General features: G+C 60.1%; 16 protein-coding genes. 4 read left to right on the forward strand and 12 right to left on the reverse strand.

Annotated elements, in window-relative coordinates; all coding sequences use genetic code 11:
• Positions 1-48 precede the first annotated feature (48 nt).
• Positions 49-645, reverse strand: coding sequence for a TetR/AcrR family transcriptional regulator (locus ACP7E0_RS20375; RefSeq protein WP_426127291.1), 597 nt, complete (start codon positions 643-645; stop codon positions 49-51).
• Positions 646-830: 185 nt separating this feature from the next.
• On the opposite strand from ACP7E0_RS20375, the gene ACP7E0_RS20380 reads away from it, so the two are divergent.
• Entirely contained in the window at positions 831-2,051 is a 1,221-nt protein-coding gene (locus ACP7E0_RS20380) for an efflux RND transporter periplasmic adaptor subunit (RefSeq protein WP_426127293.1), read from the forward strand.
• A gap of 39 nt (positions 2,052-2,090) precedes the next feature.
• Positions 2,091-5,321 carry an efflux RND transporter permease subunit gene (locus ACP7E0_RS20385; RefSeq protein WP_426127295.1) on the forward strand — a complete coding sequence of 1,077 codons (3,231 nt, stop codon included), beginning with the start codon at positions 2,091-2,093 and terminating at the stop codon, positions 5,319-5,321.
• A gap of 74 nt (positions 5,322-5,395) precedes the next feature.
• Here the strand turns inward: ACP7E0_RS20385 and ACP7E0_RS20390 are convergent, their stop codons facing one another.
• From ACP7E0_RS20390 to ACP7E0_RS20435, 10 genes are all read right to left on the reverse strand, one after another.
• Positions 5,396-7,183 carry a methyl-accepting chemotaxis protein gene (locus tag ACP7E0_RS20390; RefSeq protein WP_426127296.1) on the reverse strand — a complete coding sequence of 596 codons (1,788 nt, stop codon included), beginning with the start codon at positions 7,181-7,183 and terminating at the stop codon, positions 5,396-5,398.
• Between the two features lie 172 nt (positions 7,184-7,355).
• Positions 7,356-7,712 carry a hypothetical protein gene (locus ACP7E0_RS20395; protein ID WP_426127298.1) on the reverse strand — a complete coding sequence of 119 codons (357 nt, stop codon included), beginning with the start codon at positions 7,710-7,712 and terminating at the stop codon, positions 7,356-7,358.
• 71 nt (positions 7,713-7,783) lie between these two features.
• On the reverse strand, positions 7,784-9,808 hold the full coding sequence (locus tag ACP7E0_RS20400; RefSeq protein ID WP_426127350.1) for a beta-N-acetylhexosaminidase: 2,025 nt from the start codon (positions 9,806-9,808) through the stop codon (positions 7,784-7,786).
• A 19-nt stretch (positions 9,809-9,827) separates the two neighbouring features.
• Positions 9,828-10,304 (reverse strand): GNAT family N-acetyltransferase, encoded by a 477-nt coding sequence (locus tag ACP7E0_RS20405; protein ID WP_426127299.1) that lies wholly within the window; start codon positions 10,302-10,304, stop codon positions 9,828-9,830.
• A 16-nt stretch (positions 10,305-10,320) separates the two neighbouring features.
• Positions 10,321-11,223, reverse strand: a complete 903-nt coding sequence (locus ACP7E0_RS20410; RefSeq protein ID WP_426127301.1) for an ABC transporter ATP-binding protein — start codon at positions 11,221-11,223, stop codon at positions 10,321-10,323.
• Between the two features lie 38 nt (positions 11,224-11,261).
• On the reverse strand, positions 11,262-12,077 hold the full coding sequence (locus tag ACP7E0_RS20415) for an ABC transporter ATP-binding protein (protein ID WP_426127302.1): 816 nt from the start codon (positions 12,075-12,077) through the stop codon (positions 11,262-11,264).
• The gene (locus tag ACP7E0_RS20420) at positions 12,074-12,976 is read right to left on the reverse strand and encodes an ABC transporter permease (RefSeq protein ID WP_426127304.1); all 903 of its coding nucleotides are present in this window, start codon (positions 12,974-12,976) and stop codon (positions 12,074-12,076) included. The genes ACP7E0_RS20415 and ACP7E0_RS20420 overlap by 4 nt, the downstream gene beginning before the upstream one ends.
• Entirely contained in the window at positions 12,973-13,956 is a 984-nt protein-coding gene (locus ACP7E0_RS20425; protein ID WP_426127306.1) for an ABC transporter permease, read from the reverse strand. The genes ACP7E0_RS20420 and ACP7E0_RS20425 overlap by 4 nt, the downstream gene beginning before the upstream one ends.
• 18 nt (positions 13,957-13,974) lie before the next feature.
• Positions 13,975-15,543, reverse strand: coding sequence for an ABC transporter substrate-binding protein (locus ACP7E0_RS20430; RefSeq protein WP_426127351.1), 1,569 nt, complete (start codon positions 15,541-15,543; stop codon positions 13,975-13,977).
• 448 nt (positions 15,544-15,991) lie between these two features.
• Complete coding sequence (locus ACP7E0_RS20435) at positions 15,992-17,614, reverse strand: ABC-F family ATP-binding cassette domain-containing protein (RefSeq protein WP_113313498.1); 1,623 nt, start codon at positions 17,612-17,614, stop codon at positions 15,992-15,994.
• Between the two features lie 177 nt (positions 17,615-17,791).
• Here ACP7E0_RS20435 and pepT point away from each other — a divergent pair, with 177 nt between their 5' ends.
• Complete coding sequence (gene pepT / locus ACP7E0_RS20440; RefSeq protein ID WP_426127309.1) at positions 17,792-19,024, forward strand: peptidase T; 1,233 nt, start codon at positions 17,792-17,794, stop codon at positions 19,022-19,024.
• Between the two features lie 437 nt (positions 19,025-19,461).
• On the opposite strand, the gene ACP7E0_RS20445 is transcribed toward pepT, so the two are convergent.
• Positions 19,462-19,755 (reverse strand): hypothetical protein, encoded by a 294-nt coding sequence (locus tag ACP7E0_RS20445; protein ID WP_426127311.1) that lies wholly within the window; start codon positions 19,753-19,755, stop codon positions 19,462-19,464.
• 276 nt (positions 19,756-20,031) lie between these two features.
• Here ACP7E0_RS20445 and rsgA point away from each other — a divergent pair, with 276 nt between their 5' ends.
• Entirely contained in the window at positions 20,032-21,054 is a 1,023-nt protein-coding gene (rsgA, locus tag ACP7E0_RS20450; protein ID WP_426127312.1) for a ribosome small subunit-dependent GTPase A, read from the forward strand.
• Positions 21,055-21,203 lie beyond the last annotated feature (149 nt).

Consider the following 21,203-nt stretch of genomic DNA (forward strand, 5'->3'; position numbering starts at 1 on the left):
GCCGAAACACCGACCATGTTGTATATGGAACCTCGGTAACCGCTTGATTCAGTTCTGCTCGACGGTTTTGGGCCAAAACTGCAGCGCCATATCGATGACGCGGTAGAGCGCCGGCCGGTCAGCACCAGAAGCCGCCTGAATGGCGGTTCCCTGCGAGATGGTCATGATATAGCGGGCAAGATCGTAAGGCTCGTGCCCGGCCGGAAGGTCACCCTCGCTCGCTGCACGCTCGAACCGTCTGCCCAGATCACGCTCGCCGCGTTGGCGGTTTTCAATCAGACATTTTTGGATTTCGGCGGCGGCCTCGCTGCAGGCGAGCGCACCATTGATCCCCATACAACCGCTCGGACCAGTTGCCGCGGTCTGGGAATCGGCAAAGCCTCTGAGGATTTTCCCGGCAACATCGCGTGCCTTCGGTTCCTTCAGAGCCTCATGGAAAAAGTTCATCTTGGTGCGCTCGTAGCGCTCCAAGGCCTTGAGGAAGAGGCCTTCCTTATTGCCGAAGACGCCATAGAGGCTCGGCTTGGTAATGCCCATGCCTTCGGTCAGGTCAGTCAGAGACGTGCCTTCGTAGCCCTTTCGCCAGAACAGCTCCATCGCCGTTTCAAGGGCATCATCGACATCAAACTCTCTTGGCCGTCCCATGGGGTGGGCCCTCCCGAATTTTTTTATACCGATCGGTATATAATTCGATTGACAGTGATCGGCTTCAGAACTTATTTCTATACCGAACGGTATTGAACGTCAATGCAACCCTCGCCCAAATCCTTCGCCTCCCACGTTGGACACAAGGCAGCCCACACCCGGGGCAGAAATTCAGGATAACCGCCATGTCATTCGGAACTTTCAAAACCAAGCTTCTCACCACCGGCCTTGTGCTCGCGGTCGCCACCATTTCGCCGACGATCTATTTCGATCTGCTGGGAAGCCCGGCGGGAAGCGGCAACGCGGCTGATGCCTCGACCGCAGCGCCCGTTGCCATACCTGTTTCCGTCGCGGTCGTCGAAGCGAAGTCCGTAACCCAGTGGAGTGAGTTCTCTGGCCGCCTGGAAGCCGTCGATCATGTCGAGTTGCGTTCCCGCGTTGCCGGCGCCATCCAGTCGGTTCACTTCCAGGAAGGCGCCATCGTCGATAAGGGCGACCTGCTCGTCACCATCGACCCCGCCCCATACCAGGCCGAGGTCGCCCGCGCCCAAGCCAGCGTGACCGCAGCCGAAGCACGCGCTTCGCTGGCGCGCGTCGAGCTGAAGCGCGGCAGGCAATTGCTGGCCTCCAATGCAGTGTCGCAAAGCGAAGTCGATCAGCGCATGAATGGCCTGGCAAGCGCAGAAGCAGACGTCGGCGCCGCCCGCGCCGTGCTGCAATCGGCAGCGCTCAATCTCGGATACACCGAAATCCGCGCCCCGATCACCGGCCGCGTCGGCAAGATCGAGATCACCGCAGGCAACCTGATCGCCGCCGGTCCGTCCTCGCCGATCCTGACCCGGCTGGTTTCCCTGAGCCCGATCTATGCGAGCTTCGAGGCCGACGAGCGGATCGTCTCAACCATACTCGCCGAATTGCCGGAGGGCGTAAACGCCCGCAACTTCATCGACCGCGTGCCGGTCCGAATGGATGTTGCCGGATCGTCGGACGTCAGCGGCAAGCTTCAGTTGGTGGACAACAGCGTCGATCCCCAGAGCGGCACGATCCGTGTCCGCGCCGTGTTCGACAATGCCAATGGCGCTTTGATGCCGGGACAGTTTGCCCGTCTGAGCATGGGCCAGGCAAAGTCCGAAGACGCTGTGCTGGTTCATGAACGCGCCATCGGCACCGACCAGAACAAGAAATACGTCATGGTCGTCAAGCCGGACAACACCACCGAATACCGCGAGATCACCGTCGGCATGAAATCCGATGGCCTGCGGGTGGTGACGGCGGGCCTGAAAGCTCAGGAACGCATCGTCGTCAACGGCCTGCAACGCATCCGTCCCGGCGCGCTCGTGGCACCTGAAATGGTCTCCATGAAGCCGGCTGCCGATCCTCAGCAGCAAGCCTCGATAACCAACTAAGCCTTTCTCCGGCATCTCAGCACAAGGGCGGATCACGCCATGAATATCTCCAGGTTCTTTATCGATCGCCCGGTTTTCGCGGGCGTTCTGTCCTTTATCATCTTCCTTGGCGGCCTGATCGCGATGACGATCCTGCCGATCTCGGAATATCCCGATGTCGTGCCGCCGCAGATCGTCGTTCGCGCCAACTATCCCGGCGCCAACCCGAAAGTCATTGCCGAGACCGTGGCGACGCCACTGGAGGAATCGATCAACGGCGTCGAGGACATGCTCTACATGAGCAGCCAGGCGACGACCGACGGTTTGATGACGCTGACCGTCACCTTCAAGCTCGGCACCGACCCCGATCAGGCACAGCAGCTTGTCCAGAACCGTGTCGGCCAGGCCGAGCCACGGTTGCCGGAAGAAGTCCGCCGCCTCGGCATCACCACCATCAAGAGCTCCCCGGACCTGATGATGGTGGTGCACCTGACATCGCCCGAAGGCCGCTACGACATGACCTATCTGCGCAATTATGCGCTGATCAACGTCAAGGACAGGCTGGCCCGCATTGACGGCGTTGGCCAGGTCCAGCTGTTCGGTTCCGGCGACTATTCGATGCGTATCTGGCTGGACCCGCAGAAGATGGCCCAGCTCGGCCTCTCCGCCTCCGATATCGTCAATGAAATCCGCGCCCAGAACGTCCAGGCGGCCGCTGGTGTGATCGGTTCATCGCCGAATGCACAAGGGGTCGATCTGCAGCTGTCCGTGAATGCGCAGGGACGCCTGCAGAGCGAGGAAGAGTTCGGCGAGATCATCATCAAGACGAGCCCGACCGGCGCAATCACCCGTCTGCGCGACGTCTCCCGCATCGAACTCGGTTCGGCCGAATATTCGCTTCGCTCGCTGCTCAACAACAAGCAGGCTGTCGCAATCCCCGTTTTCCAGGCTCCCGGCTCGAACGCGATCGAGATCGCCGACCAGGTTCGCACGACCATGGAAGAGATCAAGGCATCGATGCCGCAGGATGTCGATTACGAGATCGTCTATGACACGACGCAGTTCGTGCGCGCCTCCATCGAGGCCGTCATCCATACGCTGCTCGAAGCCATTGCGCTGGTCGTCATCGTCGTCATCATCTTCCTGCAGACCTGGCGCGCCTCGATCATTCCGCTGATCGCCGTTCCCGTCTCGATCATCGGTACATTCGCCGTCATGCAGATGCTCGGCTTCTCGATCAACGCGCTCAGCCTGTTCGGACTGGTGCTGGCTATCGGTATCGTCGTCGATGACGCGATCGTGGTCGTGGAAAATGTCGAGCGCAATATCGAGGATGGACTTTCGCCACGCGAGGCGACCTATAAGGCAATGACGGAAGTCTCCGGCCCGATCATCGCGATCGCGCTGGTTCTCGTCGCCGTCTTCGTGCCGCTCGCCTTCATCTCCGGCCTGACGGGTCAGTTCTACAAGCAGTTCGCACTGACGATCGCCATCTCGACCGTCATCTCGGCCTTCAACTCGCTTACCCTGTCCCCGGCGCTTGCTGCCCTGCTTCTGCGCGGCCATGATGCGCCGAAGGACCGGTTGACCCGGATCATGGACTTCCTGTTCGGCTGGTTCTTCCGCGGCTTCAACGCCGTGTTTTCACGCGGATCGCGGGCCTATAGTTCCGGCGTCAAGGGCGTGATCTCGCGCAAGACCCTGATGATGGGCGTCTATTTGCTGCTCGTCGGAGCCACCGTGTTCTTCTTCAAGGCGGTGCCGCCCGGTTTCGTACCGCCGCAGGACAAGCAATATCTGGTCGGCTTCACACAGCTGCCGGACGGCGCTTCGCTGGACCGCACGGAAGAAGTGATTCGCCGCATCAGCGACATCTCCTTGAAGGTTCCCGGCGTCGAAAGCGCCATCGCCTTTCCCGGCCTGTCGATCAACGGCTTCACCAACTCCTCCAATGCCGGCATCGTCTTCCTGTCGCTAAAGCCTTTCGAGGAACGCACGACGCCGGACCTTTCCGCCGGTGCAATCGCGGGAAGGCTGAACCAGGAACTCGGCGTCATCAAGGAATCCTTCAGCGCCATCTTCCCACCGCCCCCTGTCCAGGGTCTCGGTGCGATCGGCGGTTTCAAGCTGCAGCTGGAGGACAAGGCCGGGCTTGGCTATGAGGCACTCGATGCAGCCGTGAAGGGTTTCATGGCCAAGGCCTATACGACACCTGAACTGGTCGGCATGTTCTCCAGCTATCAGGTCAACGTTCCGCAGCTCTATGCCGACGTCGACCGGGCCAAGGCGCGCCAGCTGAACGTTCCGCTGACGGAAATCTTCAACACGCTGCAGATCTATCTCGGCTCTGTCTATGTCAACGACTTCAACAAGTTCGGGCGGACCTATTCGGTGCGTGTGCAGGCCGATGCCAACTACCGCGCCCAGGCGGAAGACATCGGCAAGCTCCAAGTCCGCTCAAGCTCCGGGGAAATGATCCCGCTGTCGGCGGTGCTTAATGTCACCGCGAGCGCCGGTCCGGAACGCGCCATGCGGTATAACGGCTTCCTCTCGGCCGATATCAACGGCAACACGGCACCCGGCTATTCATCCGGCCAGGCCCGCGCTGCCGTCGAACGGATTGCAGCCGAAACCCTGCCGGCTGGCGTCACCTTCGAATGGACCGAGCTGACCTACCAGGAGATCATTGCAGGCAATACCGGTATCCTGATCTTCCCGCTGTCGATCCTGCTGGTCTTCCTGGTGCTGGCAGCCCAGTATGAAAGCCTGACGCTGCCGCTGTCGATCATCATGATCATCCCGATGGCGCTCTTGGCAGCGCTTGGCGGGGTCTGGCTGACCGGAGGCGACAACAACGTCTTCACGCAGATCGGTCTGATTGTGCTGGTCGGATTGTCAGCCAAGAACGCCATCCTGATCGTCGAGTTTGCCCGAGAGCTCGAATTTGAGGGGGCGACGCCGTTCGAAGCCGTCATCAAGGCCAGCCGCCTGCGCCTGCGTCCGATCCTGATGACCTCGATGGCGTTCATCATGGGTGTCGTGCCGCTCGTGATCTCGACTGGCGCCGGTGCTGAAATGCGCCACGCCATGGGTGTTGCGGTGTTTTCCGGCATGATCGGCGTGACGCTGTTCGGCCTGTTCCTGACCCCGGTCTTCTATACGCTGGTACGCGCAATGACCGGAAACAGGCCACTGAAGAAAAGCGGACATCACGCCGCCCCTGCCGGAACGGCTTCGGTGACGCAACTGCACAGCCAGCCGCTTCTGCCCGGGCTTGAAGCCGCCGAGTAAGCGGCCGGACCAGACAACGCAAAACGGCGCCACAATCAGCGGCGCCGTTTTCACTTCAGCCAAAACCGGCCGGTTTAAAACTCTTCCCAGCTCTCCTGCGCCGCCGCCGCACTGCCGGAAAAGGCGCGGATCACCTGACCGGCCATCCTGCGCGCCGGCGATGCCACCGGCCGGGAATGATGTCCGGCATCCACCGCCCGCGGCGCGCTGGCCTGCTGCCCGACCCGGAACTGGCTCAGCAGCGAGAACAGAGCCTCTGCTTCGCGGGCCAGACTGTGGCTGGCGGCAGTGGATTGCTCCACCATCGCCGCATTCTGCTGCGTGCCCTGGTCCATGGCATTGACCGACTGGTTGATCTCTTTCAGCCCGGTCGATTGTTCGCGTGCACCTTCGACGATCGCGACGACGTTGGTGTTGATCTCCTGCACCTGCTTGACGATTTCCTCCAGAGCCTTGCCGGTTTCGCCTACCAGCGAAACACCGCTTTTGACCTGTTCGCCCGACGTGTTGATCAGCGCCTTGATTTCCTTGGCTGCCTTGGCTGAGCGCTGGGCCAGTTCGCGCACTTCCTGTGCAACAACCGCAAACCCCTTGCCGGCATCACCGGCGCGCGCTGCCTCCACACCGGCATTCAGCGCCAGCAGATTGGTCTGGAAAGCGATATCGTCGATGACGCCGATGATGTTGGAGATCTCGCGCGACGAATTCTCGATCTCTCCCATCGCCGTGATGGCGTTGCGGACCACAGCGCCGGACCGTTCCGCATTTGCGCGCGTCGCGGCAACGAGGTGTCCGGCCTCCTCCGCCCTGCGGCTGGAATCGGCGACAGTGGTGGTGATTTCCTCAAGTGCCGCGGCCGTCTCCTCGACAGACGCTGCCTGCTGTTCGGTCCGCTTCGACAGGTCGTCAGCTGCGGACCGGATTTCCGTCGAGCCAGCCGCAATCGCCTCAGCATTCGAACCAACCGACTGCATCGCCGACCGCAGCTTGCCGACGGCGTCGTTGAAATCGTGGCGGACCTTTTCCATTGTCGGCACAAACGGCCGATCCAGATTTTGCGTCAGGTCGCCATCCGCAAGGCCCTTCAGAGCCTTTGCAAGTGTGCCGACTGCGCCCATGCGCTCGGTTACATCTGTCGCAAACTTCACGACCTTGTAGACCTTTCCCTTGTCGTCGACGATCGGGTTGTAGGCCGCCTGGATCCAGATCTCCTTGCCACCCTTGCCGAAGCGCAGGAACTCGTTGGAGGTGAATTCACCGCGTCCCAGCCGCTCCCAGAACTGCCGGTATTCCTCCGTCTGCACATAAGCAGGATCGCAGAACATCCGATGATGCCTGCCCTGAATTTCCTGCAGCTGGTAACCCAGCGCACCGCAGAAGTTTTCGTTGGCGTTGATGATCTCGCCGGTCGGGGTGAATTCGATCACCGCCTGCGAGCGGGAGACGGCATTCAGCTTACCGGCATCTTCCATCGCCCTCTGCCGGACTGTCGTAATATCGGTTGCGAACTTCACCACCTTGTAAGGCTTGCCGCCGCGGGATACCGGATTGTAGGACGCCTCGATCCAGATCTCTCGACCAGTCTTGGTGACGCGCTTGTACTGCTGCCGGTCGAATTCGCCACGGCCGAGCCGAGCCCAGAACTCGCGGTACTCGACACTGTTCGCTTCGGCCGGATCAACAAAAATCCGGTGGTGCTTGCCTTTGATCTCCGGGAGCTCGTAACCCAGCGCCGCGCAGAAATTTGGATTGGCGTTGAGGATATTGCCGCCGAGATCGAACTCGATAATCGCCTGTGACTTATGCATCGCGGCCAGAACAGCTGCGGTATCGCCACCAAAACGTGGGAAAAGCCTGCTCATACAACGCCTCCTTCGGGCATCTGATGAATTTTCTTGCGCCATTTGGGCGCAACAATGGGCACACGCATCAGCCGGTCAGAGCCGCGAATGTCCGTTTATCTCGATATCTCTTGTGGCCGTGAACCCTTGCTCTTGCGAGAGCTGCACATCCGAAGGACGCCAGCAACGCCGGTCAGGTTCTTTGAAAAGGCATGCCGGTCTCCCGGCTTGTGCATTTAGCATCATGCTCAAACATTCTAATATTCGAATGCACGCTACAACTATTGGTATAATTACTAAAATAAGGATTAATGAGCCGAGCAATTTTTAAGCATATAGTATCTCTAGTATCTTCAGACGCAGGGGCAATCCTCCAATATTGGCACTCATCAATATCTTGTTTTTTATTGATTTTTCTCGAATTCATGGTGCGAAAGGGTTTCGCCGTTGGCGGAGGTTCAGCCCGTTGCTCAGCAACATCAAAAGAGCGCAACAGTATCGCTGAAAATACAATCTTTAATTGATTTAAATTTTCGTCATATTCGGCCACACGCAACTGCGATTGTTTTGCAATCAGTGAGACAGGAGCGCGTGCAGGGCCTGCTCGCGCTCCTGTCCAGATCAGCGTTCGGCGTAAATCCCGTAAAGGATCGGCATCAGGCCGACGAGCGCCTCAAAGCGGGCAAAAGATTTTCGCTCCGGCAAAGTCCAGCCGGTTTCGGCAAGCGCCGACAGACGTGGGAAGACCAATCGGTCGAACACGCCGCGATCGGTCATCGGCTCCGACCAAATGCAGCATTGCACCCCGGACAAGTGCTTCTTCTGCTCTTCACTCCAGCCTTGGATGGGATCGAACGTGTAGAGTTTTTCCGGATCGGACCAGCCGGCCCAACTGGCACCCGGCTCCGACCACGCCTGGCTGTTGGCCATGTCGAGATAATAGACCTGTCCGGGGCAGACGACCATGTCATAGCCCTCGCCTGCTAGGGTCGCAGACGCTTCGACCGTCCGCCAGCCGAACAGCAGCGACTGGCTCTTGTCGATGACATTGCCATGCGCCGCTTCCTGCCAGCCGCCAGTGATGCAGCCGCGCGAAGCAAGGAAAGCCTGCACGCGAGCAAGGAACTCCGCCTGCAACACCGCAGCACCCGACCCGTCGATTTCGTCGGCACCATGCGTATTGGTGATAACGTTAAGCCGCGCGGCATGCGCGGTTGCCATCGCCTCGCCGCTGACCTCGCGCAGGCGGGCGAGCGCCTCCGGCGAACCCGACCATGCGCCGAGCGGCACCTCGTCGGCACCGATATGAATGATCTTGGACGGGAACAACTCAATCAGTTCGTCGAAGATTGTCTCGAGAACACGATAGGTTTCTTCCCGCGCCGGATTGATGCAATTGTCCGGGAAACCCTGGACGGAGAAATAGCTGCCCTGCTCCTGTGGATCACGCAACTCTGGAATCGCCTGTTGCATGGCATAGCAATGCCCAGGTACATCGATCTCCGGCACCACGTCGATGCCGAGCCCTCCGGCCAAAGCCACGATCTGCCGGATCGCCGCCTTGGTATAATAGCCGCCGGTCACCTGCGGGCCGGAACCCAGAAGCGGCGGGATTTTCAGACCGTGACCACGCCAGGCGCCAATCTCCGTCAGCGCCGGATAGGCGTCAATCTCGACACGCCATGCTTCATCATCGGAGAGATGCCAATGGAACCGGTTCAGCTTGTTCCAGGCCATGATCCGCAGGAACTGCTCGATTTCCGCCGTGCCGTAAAACTGCCGGGCGACATCGAGATGCACACCGCGCCAGCCGAGCGCCGGCTCGTCGGTGATCTCACCAGCTGCGGGAAACAGGAAGGTTTCAGGATGAAGCCGCGCACCACGCAGGATTTGCCCGAGCGTGATCAGGCCGCAGAGGAAGCCTGCGCGCTTATTGGCCGACACGGTCACTCCGGATGTGGAGAACTTGATGCTATATGCCTCCGGCGCAAAACCATCGGACGATGCGAATGAAATGGGCAAACCGCCTTCGGCTACAGGACGGACAATGCCTTCGACGGGGAACAAGCCATCCACGAGCGCCTTGAAAGCCTCCGCAGCCGCACCTGCCTCACCACCCTCGGCCTGAAGAGCAAGCCCGACTGGAGGCGCCAACCGGCCAGAGACCGAAACGGCACTTGGCCACGGCACAACGGAAACCGCTACCGGCGCAACCTTCGGAACCGGATAAACAACGGCACCGCGCGTCAAAGCCGCATTGTCTCCCTTGGCTCGCGTCGGAGCGACGCTGACCGGCACCGTATTGTTGTCGGCAAGCACGACATAACCGGCATTGGCACCATCGGTCCAATGCTTCGGATGATAGCTCATGCCATGCGCCTTGATGGTCCAGGTCTCGCCCGGCTTAAGGACAAAACCTTCCGGCGGCGCAAATTCCGAGTGGTTCGACAGCCGCTTCAGCAGCCTGCCGCCTTCGACGGTCGCTTCCGGATCGATGCGGGCCGGACCGGACACGCATAGGTTGAAACCTTCAAGCGGCTGGTCGGTATTGTTGGTCAAGGTCAGCGTGTAGACGGGGTTCTCGTCCTGCACAGCCGGCACCCAGAAGGTTTCCAGCTGGTATTTGGTCTTGGTCGCTATCGTCATCATGTCCTCCAGAAAACTGTCATTCGGCGCTGTTGAGCAACCCGGCATAAACGCCGGGCGCTGAGTTCGGGATCGGCGCAGCACCCACCGTTCGCTCGTAAAAGGCCGATGGCCCGACATCGCCGATTATCGCGTAGCCGTATCCCATCGCTTTCAAATCCAGCAAGCTGGCGAGAAGCAAGGCATGGCCGATGCCCTCACCCCGCGCCGCCTCATCGACTCCCGTCGGCCCGAAAAAGCCGCGGGCGATCGATTCATGGCAGGCAAAACCGATCAGCTTTTGCGCCCGTGTCGCAAGGAAGCAGGTCGGCGGCTGGCGGGCAAAGGCCACCGCCGTTTCGCTCGACCATCCCGAACTGAATTTTTCCCGCACCCAGCCGGTGACCAGCTCAAATTCCGGAGCGAGCGCCCGGCGGATAGTGACGCCGGCCTTTTCCATGCGCGCGTCGAGTTCGGCAACTGGTTTGACCAGTGAAAGATTGACCAGATAATCCATGTTGAACCCCGTGTGACTACGTTTGGGATGGGCCGAGCGCGCGAACGAAATGGCTCTCGCCGACCTGTTCGAAGGTCTCAGACGCCGGGCGGCTGATGCGACGCACCTCTTCGGCATGACGCAGGAACCGCGCGCTTTCGCCCGGCACGAACGGGCGGTCCGGATTGGGCACCGCCGACAGAAGAAGCTGCGTATAGGGATGGCGCGCGTCGCCGATCACGGCACTCGTATCCCCCCACTCCACCATCTGCCCGGCAAACATCACGATGACCTCCTCGGCAATATGCGCCGCCGTGGCAATATCATGCGTGATATAGAGCATGGCAAGGTTACGCTCCCGTTTGATTTCGGCAAGCAACGACAAAATGCCAAGCCTGATCGAGACATCCAGCATCGAGGTCGGCTCATCGGCCACCAGCACCTCCGGCTGAACGGCGAGGGCCCGAGCAATGTTGACCCGCTGCCGCTGGCCACCGGAAAGTTCATGGGGAAATTTCCTTGCCGTCACATCCGGATCGAGACCGACACCTTGGAGAAGCTCAGCAACCGCCTGGTCGATCCCGGCTCTGCCCTTGGCATGACCGTGGAGTTTCAGTGGTCTCTCCAGATGATGATGAACCGAAAACACCGGATTGAGCGAAGCGAACGGATCCTGAAAAACCATCTGCACAGCCCGGCGATAAGCTCTTTCCGCATTGCTGGTGCCCGGCACGGTGACATCCTTGCCACGAAAGTGCATTGTCCCGCCGGTCGGATTGTCCATCCGGCCGATGATCCTGGCGCACGTGGTCTTGCCGCAGCCGGATTCGCCGACCAGCGCCAGCGCCTTTCCGGGCTGCAGCGACAGGGAAATACCGCGCAGTGCTTCGACGGCGCCGAATGTCCGCGTGATCCCGTCCAGCCGGATGATGGGATCCATTGTTTGCATTCCGGCAAGAGGGGAGACGGGCATGAGGTTCATTCTGCGGCTCCCATCCTGTGCGTGGAGGCCGGCAATTGCGGAATGGCACCCCAGAGTTTTCGCGTATAGTCATGAAGTGGCGCCTTGCTGATCTGCTTGACATCTCCCACCTCCACCAGCTCCCCTTTCAGCATGATGCCGATGCGGTGGCAGAGTTGCGCCATCAGATGCAGGTCATGGGTGATGAACAGAACCGAAAATCCCTGATCGCGCTGCAGGTCGATCACCTGCTCGAGGATTTCCCGCTGCACCACGACATCGAGCGCCGTCGTCGGTTCGTCCATGATGATCAGCCGCGGCTTCAGGGCAAGGCAAATGGCGATGACGATGCGCTGGCGCATGCCGCCGCTGAACTGGTGCGGATAATCATCGAGCCGCACCACCGGTATGCCGACCAGCTTGAACATCTCTTCCGCCCGTGCCCGCGACTGCGCCCGTGTCGAGCCGAGATGCCGGTGCAATACGTCATGAAACTGCGCCTCCACCCGCATCAGCGGATTGAGCGAATTCATCGCGCTCTGGAACACCATGCCAACGTGACGCCAGCGGACTTTCTGCAGCTCCGTCTCGGATAGTTTGAGCAGGTCCTGCCCTTCAAGCAGGATCTCGCCGCCCGTTACCCAGGCCGGCGGTTTGGATAGCCTTGTGATTGCAAAGGCGATGGTGCTCTTGCCGCAGCCGGACTCACCGGCAAGGCCGAACAGTTCGCCCTTCCTGATATCAAACGAGACGTTCTTGACCGCCTGGAACGAACCCTTGTCGAGCAGATAGTCGACGCTGAGATCACGGACCTGAAGCAATGCCTCGCTCATCGGGCTGCCCCTAGTTCCCGCCTGCGCAACCGGTTCAGCTTGAGCCACCGGCTCAGCGCCGGCCCGGACCTCAGCTGCGGATTGGCAATCTCATCGAAGGTGAAATTGATCAGTGCCGGCCCAAGTCCGGTCAGCGCGATGCCCGCAGCCGGCGCGCCGATATCCCACCAGGCACGCAGAATAATCGCCGAGGAATTCTGGGCATTGTAGAGCATCGTACCCCAGGTGACGCTCAAGGGATCGCCGAAGCCGAGATATTCCAGTGTCGTCTGGGCGACGATGGCATAAATGATGCTGCCGACGATATTGATGCCGATCAGCGGCGCCAGATTGGGCAGTATCTCGACGAAGATGATGCGCCACGCCGGCTCGCCGACCATCCGGGCCGCAACGACGAATTCGCGATTGCGCAGCGCCAATGTCTGGGAGCGTGTCATGCGCGCACCCCACGGCCAGGACGTCAACGCGATGATCGCCATGATTGCCCAGGGGCCGACCGTGCCGGCGAAGGACGCAAGCAGGATCAGCAGCGGAATATTGGGAATGACAAGGACGGCATTGGTAAGCAGATCGAGCGTCGCATCGGTGCGGCCGCCGAAATAGCCGGCGACCAGCCCGACCACCGTACCAAGCGCCGTGATCGCAAGGCCCGTGGCGAAGCCGACGGCAAGCGACGGGCGGGCGCCCCAGACGAACTGCGAATAGACATCGCGGCCCATCTTGGTGGTGCCGAAATAGTGCTCGACGGTTGGCGCCTGATGCGACCGGCCGACCCGCTCGCTCGGATCACCAGGCGCAATCAGCGGCGCAAACAGCGCCATCAGGCAGAGCGACAGGATGATGACGAGACCGGCAAGCGCCTTCTTCTGCCGCCAGAATAGCGTGAAACTTGAGCTCATGCTGCGCTCTCCCGAACACGCGGATCGACGATCCCGTAGATGATATCGACCAGCAGATTGGCTCCAAGAGTGGCCAGCGTCATCAGCAACAATTGCCCCTGGATCACCGGATAGTCGCGGGCAACGCTTGCCGTATAAAGCGTGAGGCCAAGCCCCGGATAGTTGAAGACGATCTCGGTGACGATCGAGCCGCCGAACACCGCCCCCAGCATCAGTGCCAGGTTGGTCATCACCGGCAGCATGGCGTTGCGGGCGGCATAGCTGAACATCACTGCGGTCTCGGTCAGCCCCTTGGCGCGGCCCATCGTGACATAGTCCTCGCCCAGCACCGAAATCATGCTGGACCGCATCGTCGTCTGGAATTCACCGATCAAATAGGGTGACAGTGTCAGCACCGGCATGATCGCATGCAGGAAAACACTGCCGAAGAACGTAAAGTTCAAGCCTGGATCGAGGTTTGGATCATAGGCATAGCCGACCGGAAGCAACCTCAGCGTCACGCCGAAGAAAAACAGTGTCGCCAGCGCAATGATGACAGGCGGCACAGCGATCATCACCACGGAGAACGGCGTAATGATCGTATCGAAACGCCCGCCCCGCCGCCAGGCCGCAATCGCGCCGAGCGAAACCCCGATGCAGAGCGAAAAGACGATGGCAGTGGTCACCAGGAAGGCCGTCCAGCCGAGCGAACGGCCGAGCACCTCGGTCACTGTCTGCGGATAATATTTGACCGAGACGCCGAGATCGAAATGCGCGAGCCCGACGACATAATCGACGAACTGCTCAAGCACGGGCTTCTCGATGGCGCCGAAGCGCGCCCGGATCGCCTCGATCGCCGCAGGCGTGGCCCGCGGGCCAAGCTGGGCGATCATGCTGTCGACGGGGCTCCCCGGCATCAGCCGGGGGACCGCGAAATTCACCAGGATGGCGAACAGGAAGGCAACGCAGTAGACCGCGAGCCGCCGGGGGGAAAGCCGCATCGCCCGAGCCTGCCGCGCTTACTGCACGGGCTTAAGGCGCAGAAGATGCATCAGCCGCATCCGGTTATTGTCATGGTCCTCGGGGTTCATCGCCGGCTCTTCCTTGGACACCCAGCCGGTAAACCGCTTGGTCGAGAACTGATACCAGGTCGGACCGTTGAACACCGGAACGACGGGCAGATTGTCGGCAACGATCACCTGCACCTTGTCGAACAGCGCTTTTCGCTCGTCGTCGGTGGTGGCGCGGCGATAGTCATCGAAGACCTTGTCGAGTTCCGGGTTGGAATAGCGCGACGGGGCAGTGGGGAGGCGGCCGGCAAATGTGGTCGACAGCGACTGGAAATAGCCGCGGAACGGCGTCGGGCCGTCGGCACGCGAGTTCATAACAGCTTCGAAGGATCCGTCGAGGATCTGCTTCTGCCATTGCTCATATTCCGGCGTCGCCACCGAAGCGTTGATGCCGATCTTGCGCAGGCCTTCGGCAGCGATCTGCACCGCGTCGATCCAGTCGGTCCAGCCGTTTGGTACAATGATCGGGAAGTTGATCGGCTTGCCGCTTGGCGTGGCGCGGAAACCGTCGCCCCCCTTGGCATAGCCTGCATCGTCCAGCAGCTTGTTGGCCTTGTCGATGTCGTAGGTCAGCCACTCATCCTGCGCACCTTCGGCTGCCTTGTTGCGCCAGCTGTCAAAGCGCGGCGGCAGGCCGCTTGCATGCAGGTTGACCACCGGATAGCCGAACCCGGCAATATCCACCATGGCCGTGCGGTCCATCGCCAGGCTGAAGGCGCGGCGGAAGGTCATGTCGTTGAAGGCCTCGGCATTGCCGGGGTTCGACGACTTGAGGTTCATCTGGAATGCGACGGTTTCGGCCGGCGGCTGCCAGTAGGCATTGTGCTCGGGATCAAGCCCGACATAGGTCGTGTCGATCTGCGGCAGGAACGAGCCGAACCAGTCAATCCCGCCCTCCGGCAGAAGCGCAAGCATCTGGTCGTTGCCGGCAATCTGCGGCAGCTTCAGGCAATCGACCTTCAGCGTCGCGGCATCCCAATAATTCGGATTGCGGCACTGTTCGTACACTTGCGGCGTGAAGCGGCGGATCTCGGTCATCGGGCCGGAGCCGACAGGCGTCTCATTCTTGAAGGCAAGCGGATCGGCGACATCCTTCCAGATATGCTCGGGCACGACGGCAAAGTCGGCCAGCGATTCCGGGAAATGCGTATCCACGTCCTTGAGGTTGATCTTCACTTCGGTCGGCGACGGTGCTTCGACGGAGGCAACACTCTGGCCGACGCCTGCCGTGTCCACTGCCGAGTTCTTCAGCATCATGTCGAGCGTGAATTTCATATCGGCCGAGGTCAGCGGCTTGCCGTCCGACCATTTGATACCATCGCGCAATGTGTAGGTGATGGATTTCAGGTCGTCGGCGAACTTGTAGGCCGTTGCCAGCCGCCAGACCGGCTTGCCGCTGTCATAATCGTTGAAAATGACCAGCGGCTCGTAGACGAAATCCATCGTGCTCTGACGGCGGCCGCCGAGATCGAACGGGTTGAAATTCTGCACCCAGCTCGTCTGTTCCTCGATATGCATCGTCAGCACGGATTCGGCACGCGCCTGCCCGGCAGCCAGGGCGATCAGCGACGCGGCCAAGGCTCCTCGCCAAAGTCTCCCCGCCCCCGTTCCGGGCTTCCCAGATGCCCCGAAAACATGCCTGCCGGCTTCTATTCTCTCGACTGCCGTCATGACGAATCCCCTCAGATTTCGTTGATCGATCTATTAAGTCAAGTAATTGGACTTAATGTAGGTCTAGAAATGAAGAGCTGTCAACAGGCCTATTCTTGCTACAAGCAAAGATGGAAATAGTAGGGAGATGGACAGCACCAATCGATCCGGCAACCAGTGACTGGTGGAGGCAAAAGGACCCAGAAAAGCAAGGATTTTCATAATGTTTGGAGGTGCGGATTATTTATCCGCACCCTTTCGAAAGCCAGATGGGCTTTCGCGCTATACGATCAAAACCGGAAAGCCTCGTGAAGGATCAGCTCCGCAGGCCGGGCGCCTCGTGGCCGGTGCGGGCCACGTATTCCGTGTAGCCACCGCCATATTCATGGATGCCGTCCGGGGTGAGTTCCAGAACCCGGTTGGAGAGGGCGCCGAGGAAATGCCGGTCGTGGGAAACGAACAGCATGGTGCCCTCATATTCGGAAAGCGCCTTGATGAGCATTTCCTTGGTGTCGAGGTCGAGATGGTTGGTCGGCTCGTCGAGCACCAGCAGATTGGGCGGGTCGAACAGCATGATCGCCATGACCAGCCGCGCCTTCTCGCCACCCGACAGAACGCGGCAGCGTTTTTCAACATCGTCGCCGGAAAACCCGAAACAGCCGGCCAGTGCTCTGAGCGGGCCTTGCCCGGCACGCGGGAACTCATGTTCCAACGTCTCGAACACAGTGCGCTCGCCATCGAGCAGATCCATCGCATGCTGGGCGAAATACCCCATCTTGACGCTGGCACCGAGCGCCACCGTTCCCTGGTCCGGGTCCGTCGATCCCGTCACCAGCTTCAGAAGCGTGGATTTTCCGGCACCGTTTATGCCCATGATGCACCAGCGCTCCTTGCGGCGAACCATGAAGTCCAGCCCTTCATAGATGCTGCGGCTGCCGTAGCTTTTGTGAACATTCTTCAGGTTGATCACGTCTTCGCCGGAGCGCGGCGCCGGCAGGAATTCGAAGGCGACGACCTGGCGGCGCTTCGGCGGCTCCACCCGTTCGATCTTGTCGAGTTTCTTCACCCGGCTCTGCACCTGGGCGGCGTGCGAGGCACGCGCCTTGAACCGTTCGATGAACTTGATTTCCTTGGCGAGCATCGCCTGCTGCCGCTCAAACTGGGCGAGCTGGTGCTTTTCATTCAGCGCCCGCTGCTGCTCGTAGAATTCGTAGTCGCCGGAATAGGTGGTCAACCCGCCGCCGTCGATCTCAATCAGCTTGGTGACGATGCGGTTCATGAACTCGCGGTCGTGCGAGGTCATCAGAAGGGCGCCCTCGTAATTCTTGAGGAATTCCTCCAGCCAGATCAGGCTTTCCAGATCCAGATGGTTGCTCGGTTCGTCGAGCAGCATGACGTCGGGACGCATCAAGAGGATACGGGCAAGTGCCACGCGCATCTTCCAGCCGCCGGACAGCTTGCCGACATCGCCGTCCATCATTTCCTGTGTGAAGCTCAGGCCCGACAGCACTTCGCGGGCGCGGCCATCGAGCGCATAGCCATCCAGTTCCTCATAACGCGCCTGCACCTCGCCGTAGCGCTCGATGATGGCATCCATCTCGTCCAGCCGGTCGGGATCGACCATAGCGGTTTCGAGTTCGTGCAATTCGGCGGCAACGATGCTGACCGGCCCGGCCCCATCCATCACTTCGGCGACGGCGCTGCGGCCTTCCATCTCGCCGACATCCTGATTGAAATAGCCGATGGTGACACCCTTCTCGACAGCCACTTGCCCTTCGTCGGGCTGCTCCTCACCGGTGATCATCCTAAAGACGGTCGTCTTGCCGGCACCGTTCGGACCGACAAGGCCGATCTTCTCGCCCTTGTTGAGCGCGGCGGAAGCCTCGATGAAGAGAATGCGATGGCTCAGCTGCTTGCTGATATTTTCGATACGGATCATTTGTGCGGTGCCCAAGAAATGTTGCGGCGCCCTTATGCCACGTGTTTCAGGGAATGTCGCAGGTTTTCGACAGGATCAGACGCAGCTTTTTGAAGGGTGTTTTTCCCGGAAATGCCTTCACGGCGCGGATCGCGAAGGCTACAGAAGAGCACCCACGCAGATGGAATGGAGTGAGCCATGACCGATACCGTTACCGACCGTTTCCTTCGCTACGTCGTGATCGACACCCAGTCGGATGCCAAATCGGCCACGCAGCCCTCCACCGAAAAGCAGAAAAACCTCGGCCGCCTGCTGGTCGAGGAATTGCTGGCGATCGGGCTTTCCGACGCGCATCTTGACGAGCACGGCTACATCTACGCCACCATCCCGTCGAATGTCGACAAGCCGGTTCCGGTGATCTGCTTCTGCTCGCACATGGACACGGCGCCCGATTTCACCGGCACCAACGTCAAGCCGCAGTTGATCCGCAACTATGCCGGTGGTGACATCCAGCTTTCGGGCGATCCGCAGCAGGTCATCCGCGTTGCCGACCATCCGGCCCTGCGCGACCAGATCGGCAATGACATTATCACCACCGACGGCACGACGCTGCTCGGCGCCGACGACAAGGCCGGACTTGCCGAAATCATGACGGCAGCACAATTCCTGATCGCCAATCCGGACATCAAGCACGGGACCATCAAGATCCTCTTCACGGTGGACGAGGAAATCGGCCGCGGGGTCGACAAGGTTGATCTGAAGAAGCTCGGCGCCCAATTCGCCTACACGATGGACGGTGAAACGGCCGGCCATATCGAGGATGAGACATTCTCCGCCGATGGCGTCGAGATCACTATCCAGGGCGTTGCCATCCATCCGGGCTTTGCCAAGGGCAGGATGGAAAACGCCATCAAGATCGCCGGCGCCATCATCGACCGCCTGCCGAAACACGTGGCCCCTGAAAGCACGGAAGGCAGAGAGGGCTTCATTCACCCGACCGGCGTTACCGGCGCGATGGACAAGGCGACGATCGGCCTGATCGTCCGTGACTTCAACGACGAGGGCCTTGCCGGCAAGGAAGCGATGATCGAGGCAATCATCAAGGATGTCATGCCGGATTATCCCGGCTCCTCCTACACGTTTGAGGTCAAGCAGCAATATCGCAACATGAAGGCGATCCTCGATCGTCATCCGGAAATCATCGACAACGCCATCGAGGCAATCCGGCGGGCGGGCATGGAGCCGGTGCGCGGCAGCATTCGCGGCGGCACCGATGGTTCGCGCCTGTCGTTCATGGGCCTGCCCTGCCCCAACATCTTCGCCGGCGGGCATGCTTTCCATTCGCCGCTCGAATGGGTGAGCCGGCAGGACATGGAAAGGGCGGTCAACACAATCGTCGAACTGGCAAAGGTCTGGGAAGAGCGCAGCTAATTTTGAAGCAACTGACCTTGGAGGGGGGCAATCAGCCCTTCCATCCCGCCGCCATTTTGGTATGACCCGCCTCTTGTCAAAGGAACGAAGATGGCTGCGCGAGATCGTTATTCACGGAAATTGGAATGTTCCCACTGCGGCAATACGGGCTTTGCCGAGGTTTCGGAGGACGATACGCCCAGCCGCAAGACGCGGGGATTTGAAATCGATGCCCTACCGAGCGGTTTTGAAACCGAATTTGCCTCGAGTAATCCCCGCCGGCATGTGATCCGTTGCCGCTGCGGTCATAAGTTCAAATTCGAGCAGACCACTGCCTATGCGCCGGGGGGAGAACCAAGGGCTTAAGGCATTCGCCCAAGCTGACAAACAACATGCGGGTGGCCGGCCCTTCAATGCGAATGCATTCGAAGGTATCGCCGGCGCCCCATGAGACCAATTTACTTGTTGGCCATCAGCCACATCTTGCCGGCCATCGTGATCCCGCGCGGATCGACGGCCACGTCGTCATCGAGATGGCTGCGTTCCAGAAAACCGAGCTCTTCAAGTTCGTTGAGCGTCGTCGTCGTCAGGAAGCGGATCTTCTGCGGACGCTCCTTGAACCGGTCGGTCTTGGCATAGGTGACGGTCGCATTTTCGTGCGTCCATTTTTTCGCCGGCTGCGGGAAGAGGTTTCCTTCCTTGGCGAGTTTCAGGCCCCGGATCTGAACCGGCGTCAATTCAAGCGAAATCATATTCTGTCCTTGGTAGAAATGGAGAAAAAGGCATCGACACGCAACCCGGATTGAATGGGAACGCCCGCTTGCGAATGTCGCCAATGCGTGTTGAAAAGGGCCAAGATGGCCCGCATGCCCTTTCCCTACCGGAAGTTTGCGGCATTTCCCAGACAAAACTGAAAAACCGGCATTTGCGAAACGATTCGCACCATCCTTATGCTTCTGTTATCAGCTTCGGAACTCGTTTTAAGAAAGAGCATCCATGAACGCGACACTGTGTCGGGGAGCGACTGTGTGACGGAGCGTGCAGACGCGGCCTTTTTGGCGTCCCATGGCTGGTCCGATTTTTTTGCCTCCCAGATTGAGCGATCCGAGGCCGGCCTCCTCCCCATGCGCATCGCCGAAGTGCACCGTGCTAGGCTGAGCGCTCTCTCCGCCGAAGGCCCGGTCAAGCTGGTTCTTGCCCATAAAACCAATACCGCCGATTTCGCCGTCGGCGACTGGATCCTTGCCGATCCCCGAACGCATCTGCTTGTCCGCAGGCTTGAGCGCCGGACCTTGCTGCAGCGGCGCACAGAGGGCAGACATCTCCAGCAGCTTGCCGCAGCCAATGTCGACACGCTGTTCATCGTTACCTCTTGCAATGCCGACTTCAGCCCGGCGCGGCTGGAACGCTATCTGGCAATGGCCAATCAGGCCGGAACGAACCCGGTAATCGTGCTCACCAAGACGGACATGATCGACGACGCCAGCATATTCGAACAGGAAGCGAGAGCACTGCAGCGCGACCTTGACGTCGTTGCATTGAACGGCCGCTCCGCAGATGCCGCAGCCGCGCTTGCCCCCTGGTGCGGCGTCGGACAGACTGTCGCGCTGGTCGGATCGTCGGGCGTCGGCAAATCGACGCTGGTCAACACGTTGGCCGGCCTCAGCAACGCGGCGGCGCAGGAGACCGGCGATATCCGCGAAAGCGATGCCAAGGGGCGCCACACCACGACGGCCCGGTCGTTGCACGCCATTGCCGGCGGCGGCTGGGTGATCGACACACCCGGAATGCGCACCCTGCATGTCAGCGACGTATCGGGTGGCATCGAGACACTGTTCTCCGAAATCACCGACCTCGCCCCTTCCTGCAAGTTTCGCGACTGCACCCACGATCACGAACCGGGCTGCGCCGTTCAGGCGGCCATCAAGGCAGGCACCTTGCCTGCCGAGCGGCTGGCCCGCTGGCGTAAACTGCTGGAGGAAAATGTCAGCAACACGCCAGTGCAGACAGGGCCGCGCGGCAATAAGGTCGTTCAGAAGAAGAAATACTAAAGGCCGGACACTGATCGCCGTACCCCGCGCACCCACTGGTTCGCAAAGTTTCGACTGCCGCAACGAACTTTCAGCCTGTATCAACCCGCAGAACCGTGTCGACAACACGGGAACATTGCTGTAACAGAGTTGATTAATCGATTAATCAT

The sequence above is a fragment of the Pararhizobium sp. PWRC1-1 genome, assembly GCF_049897905.1.
GTDB lineage: Bacteria > Pseudomonadota > Alphaproteobacteria > Rhizobiales > Rhizobiaceae > Pararhizobium.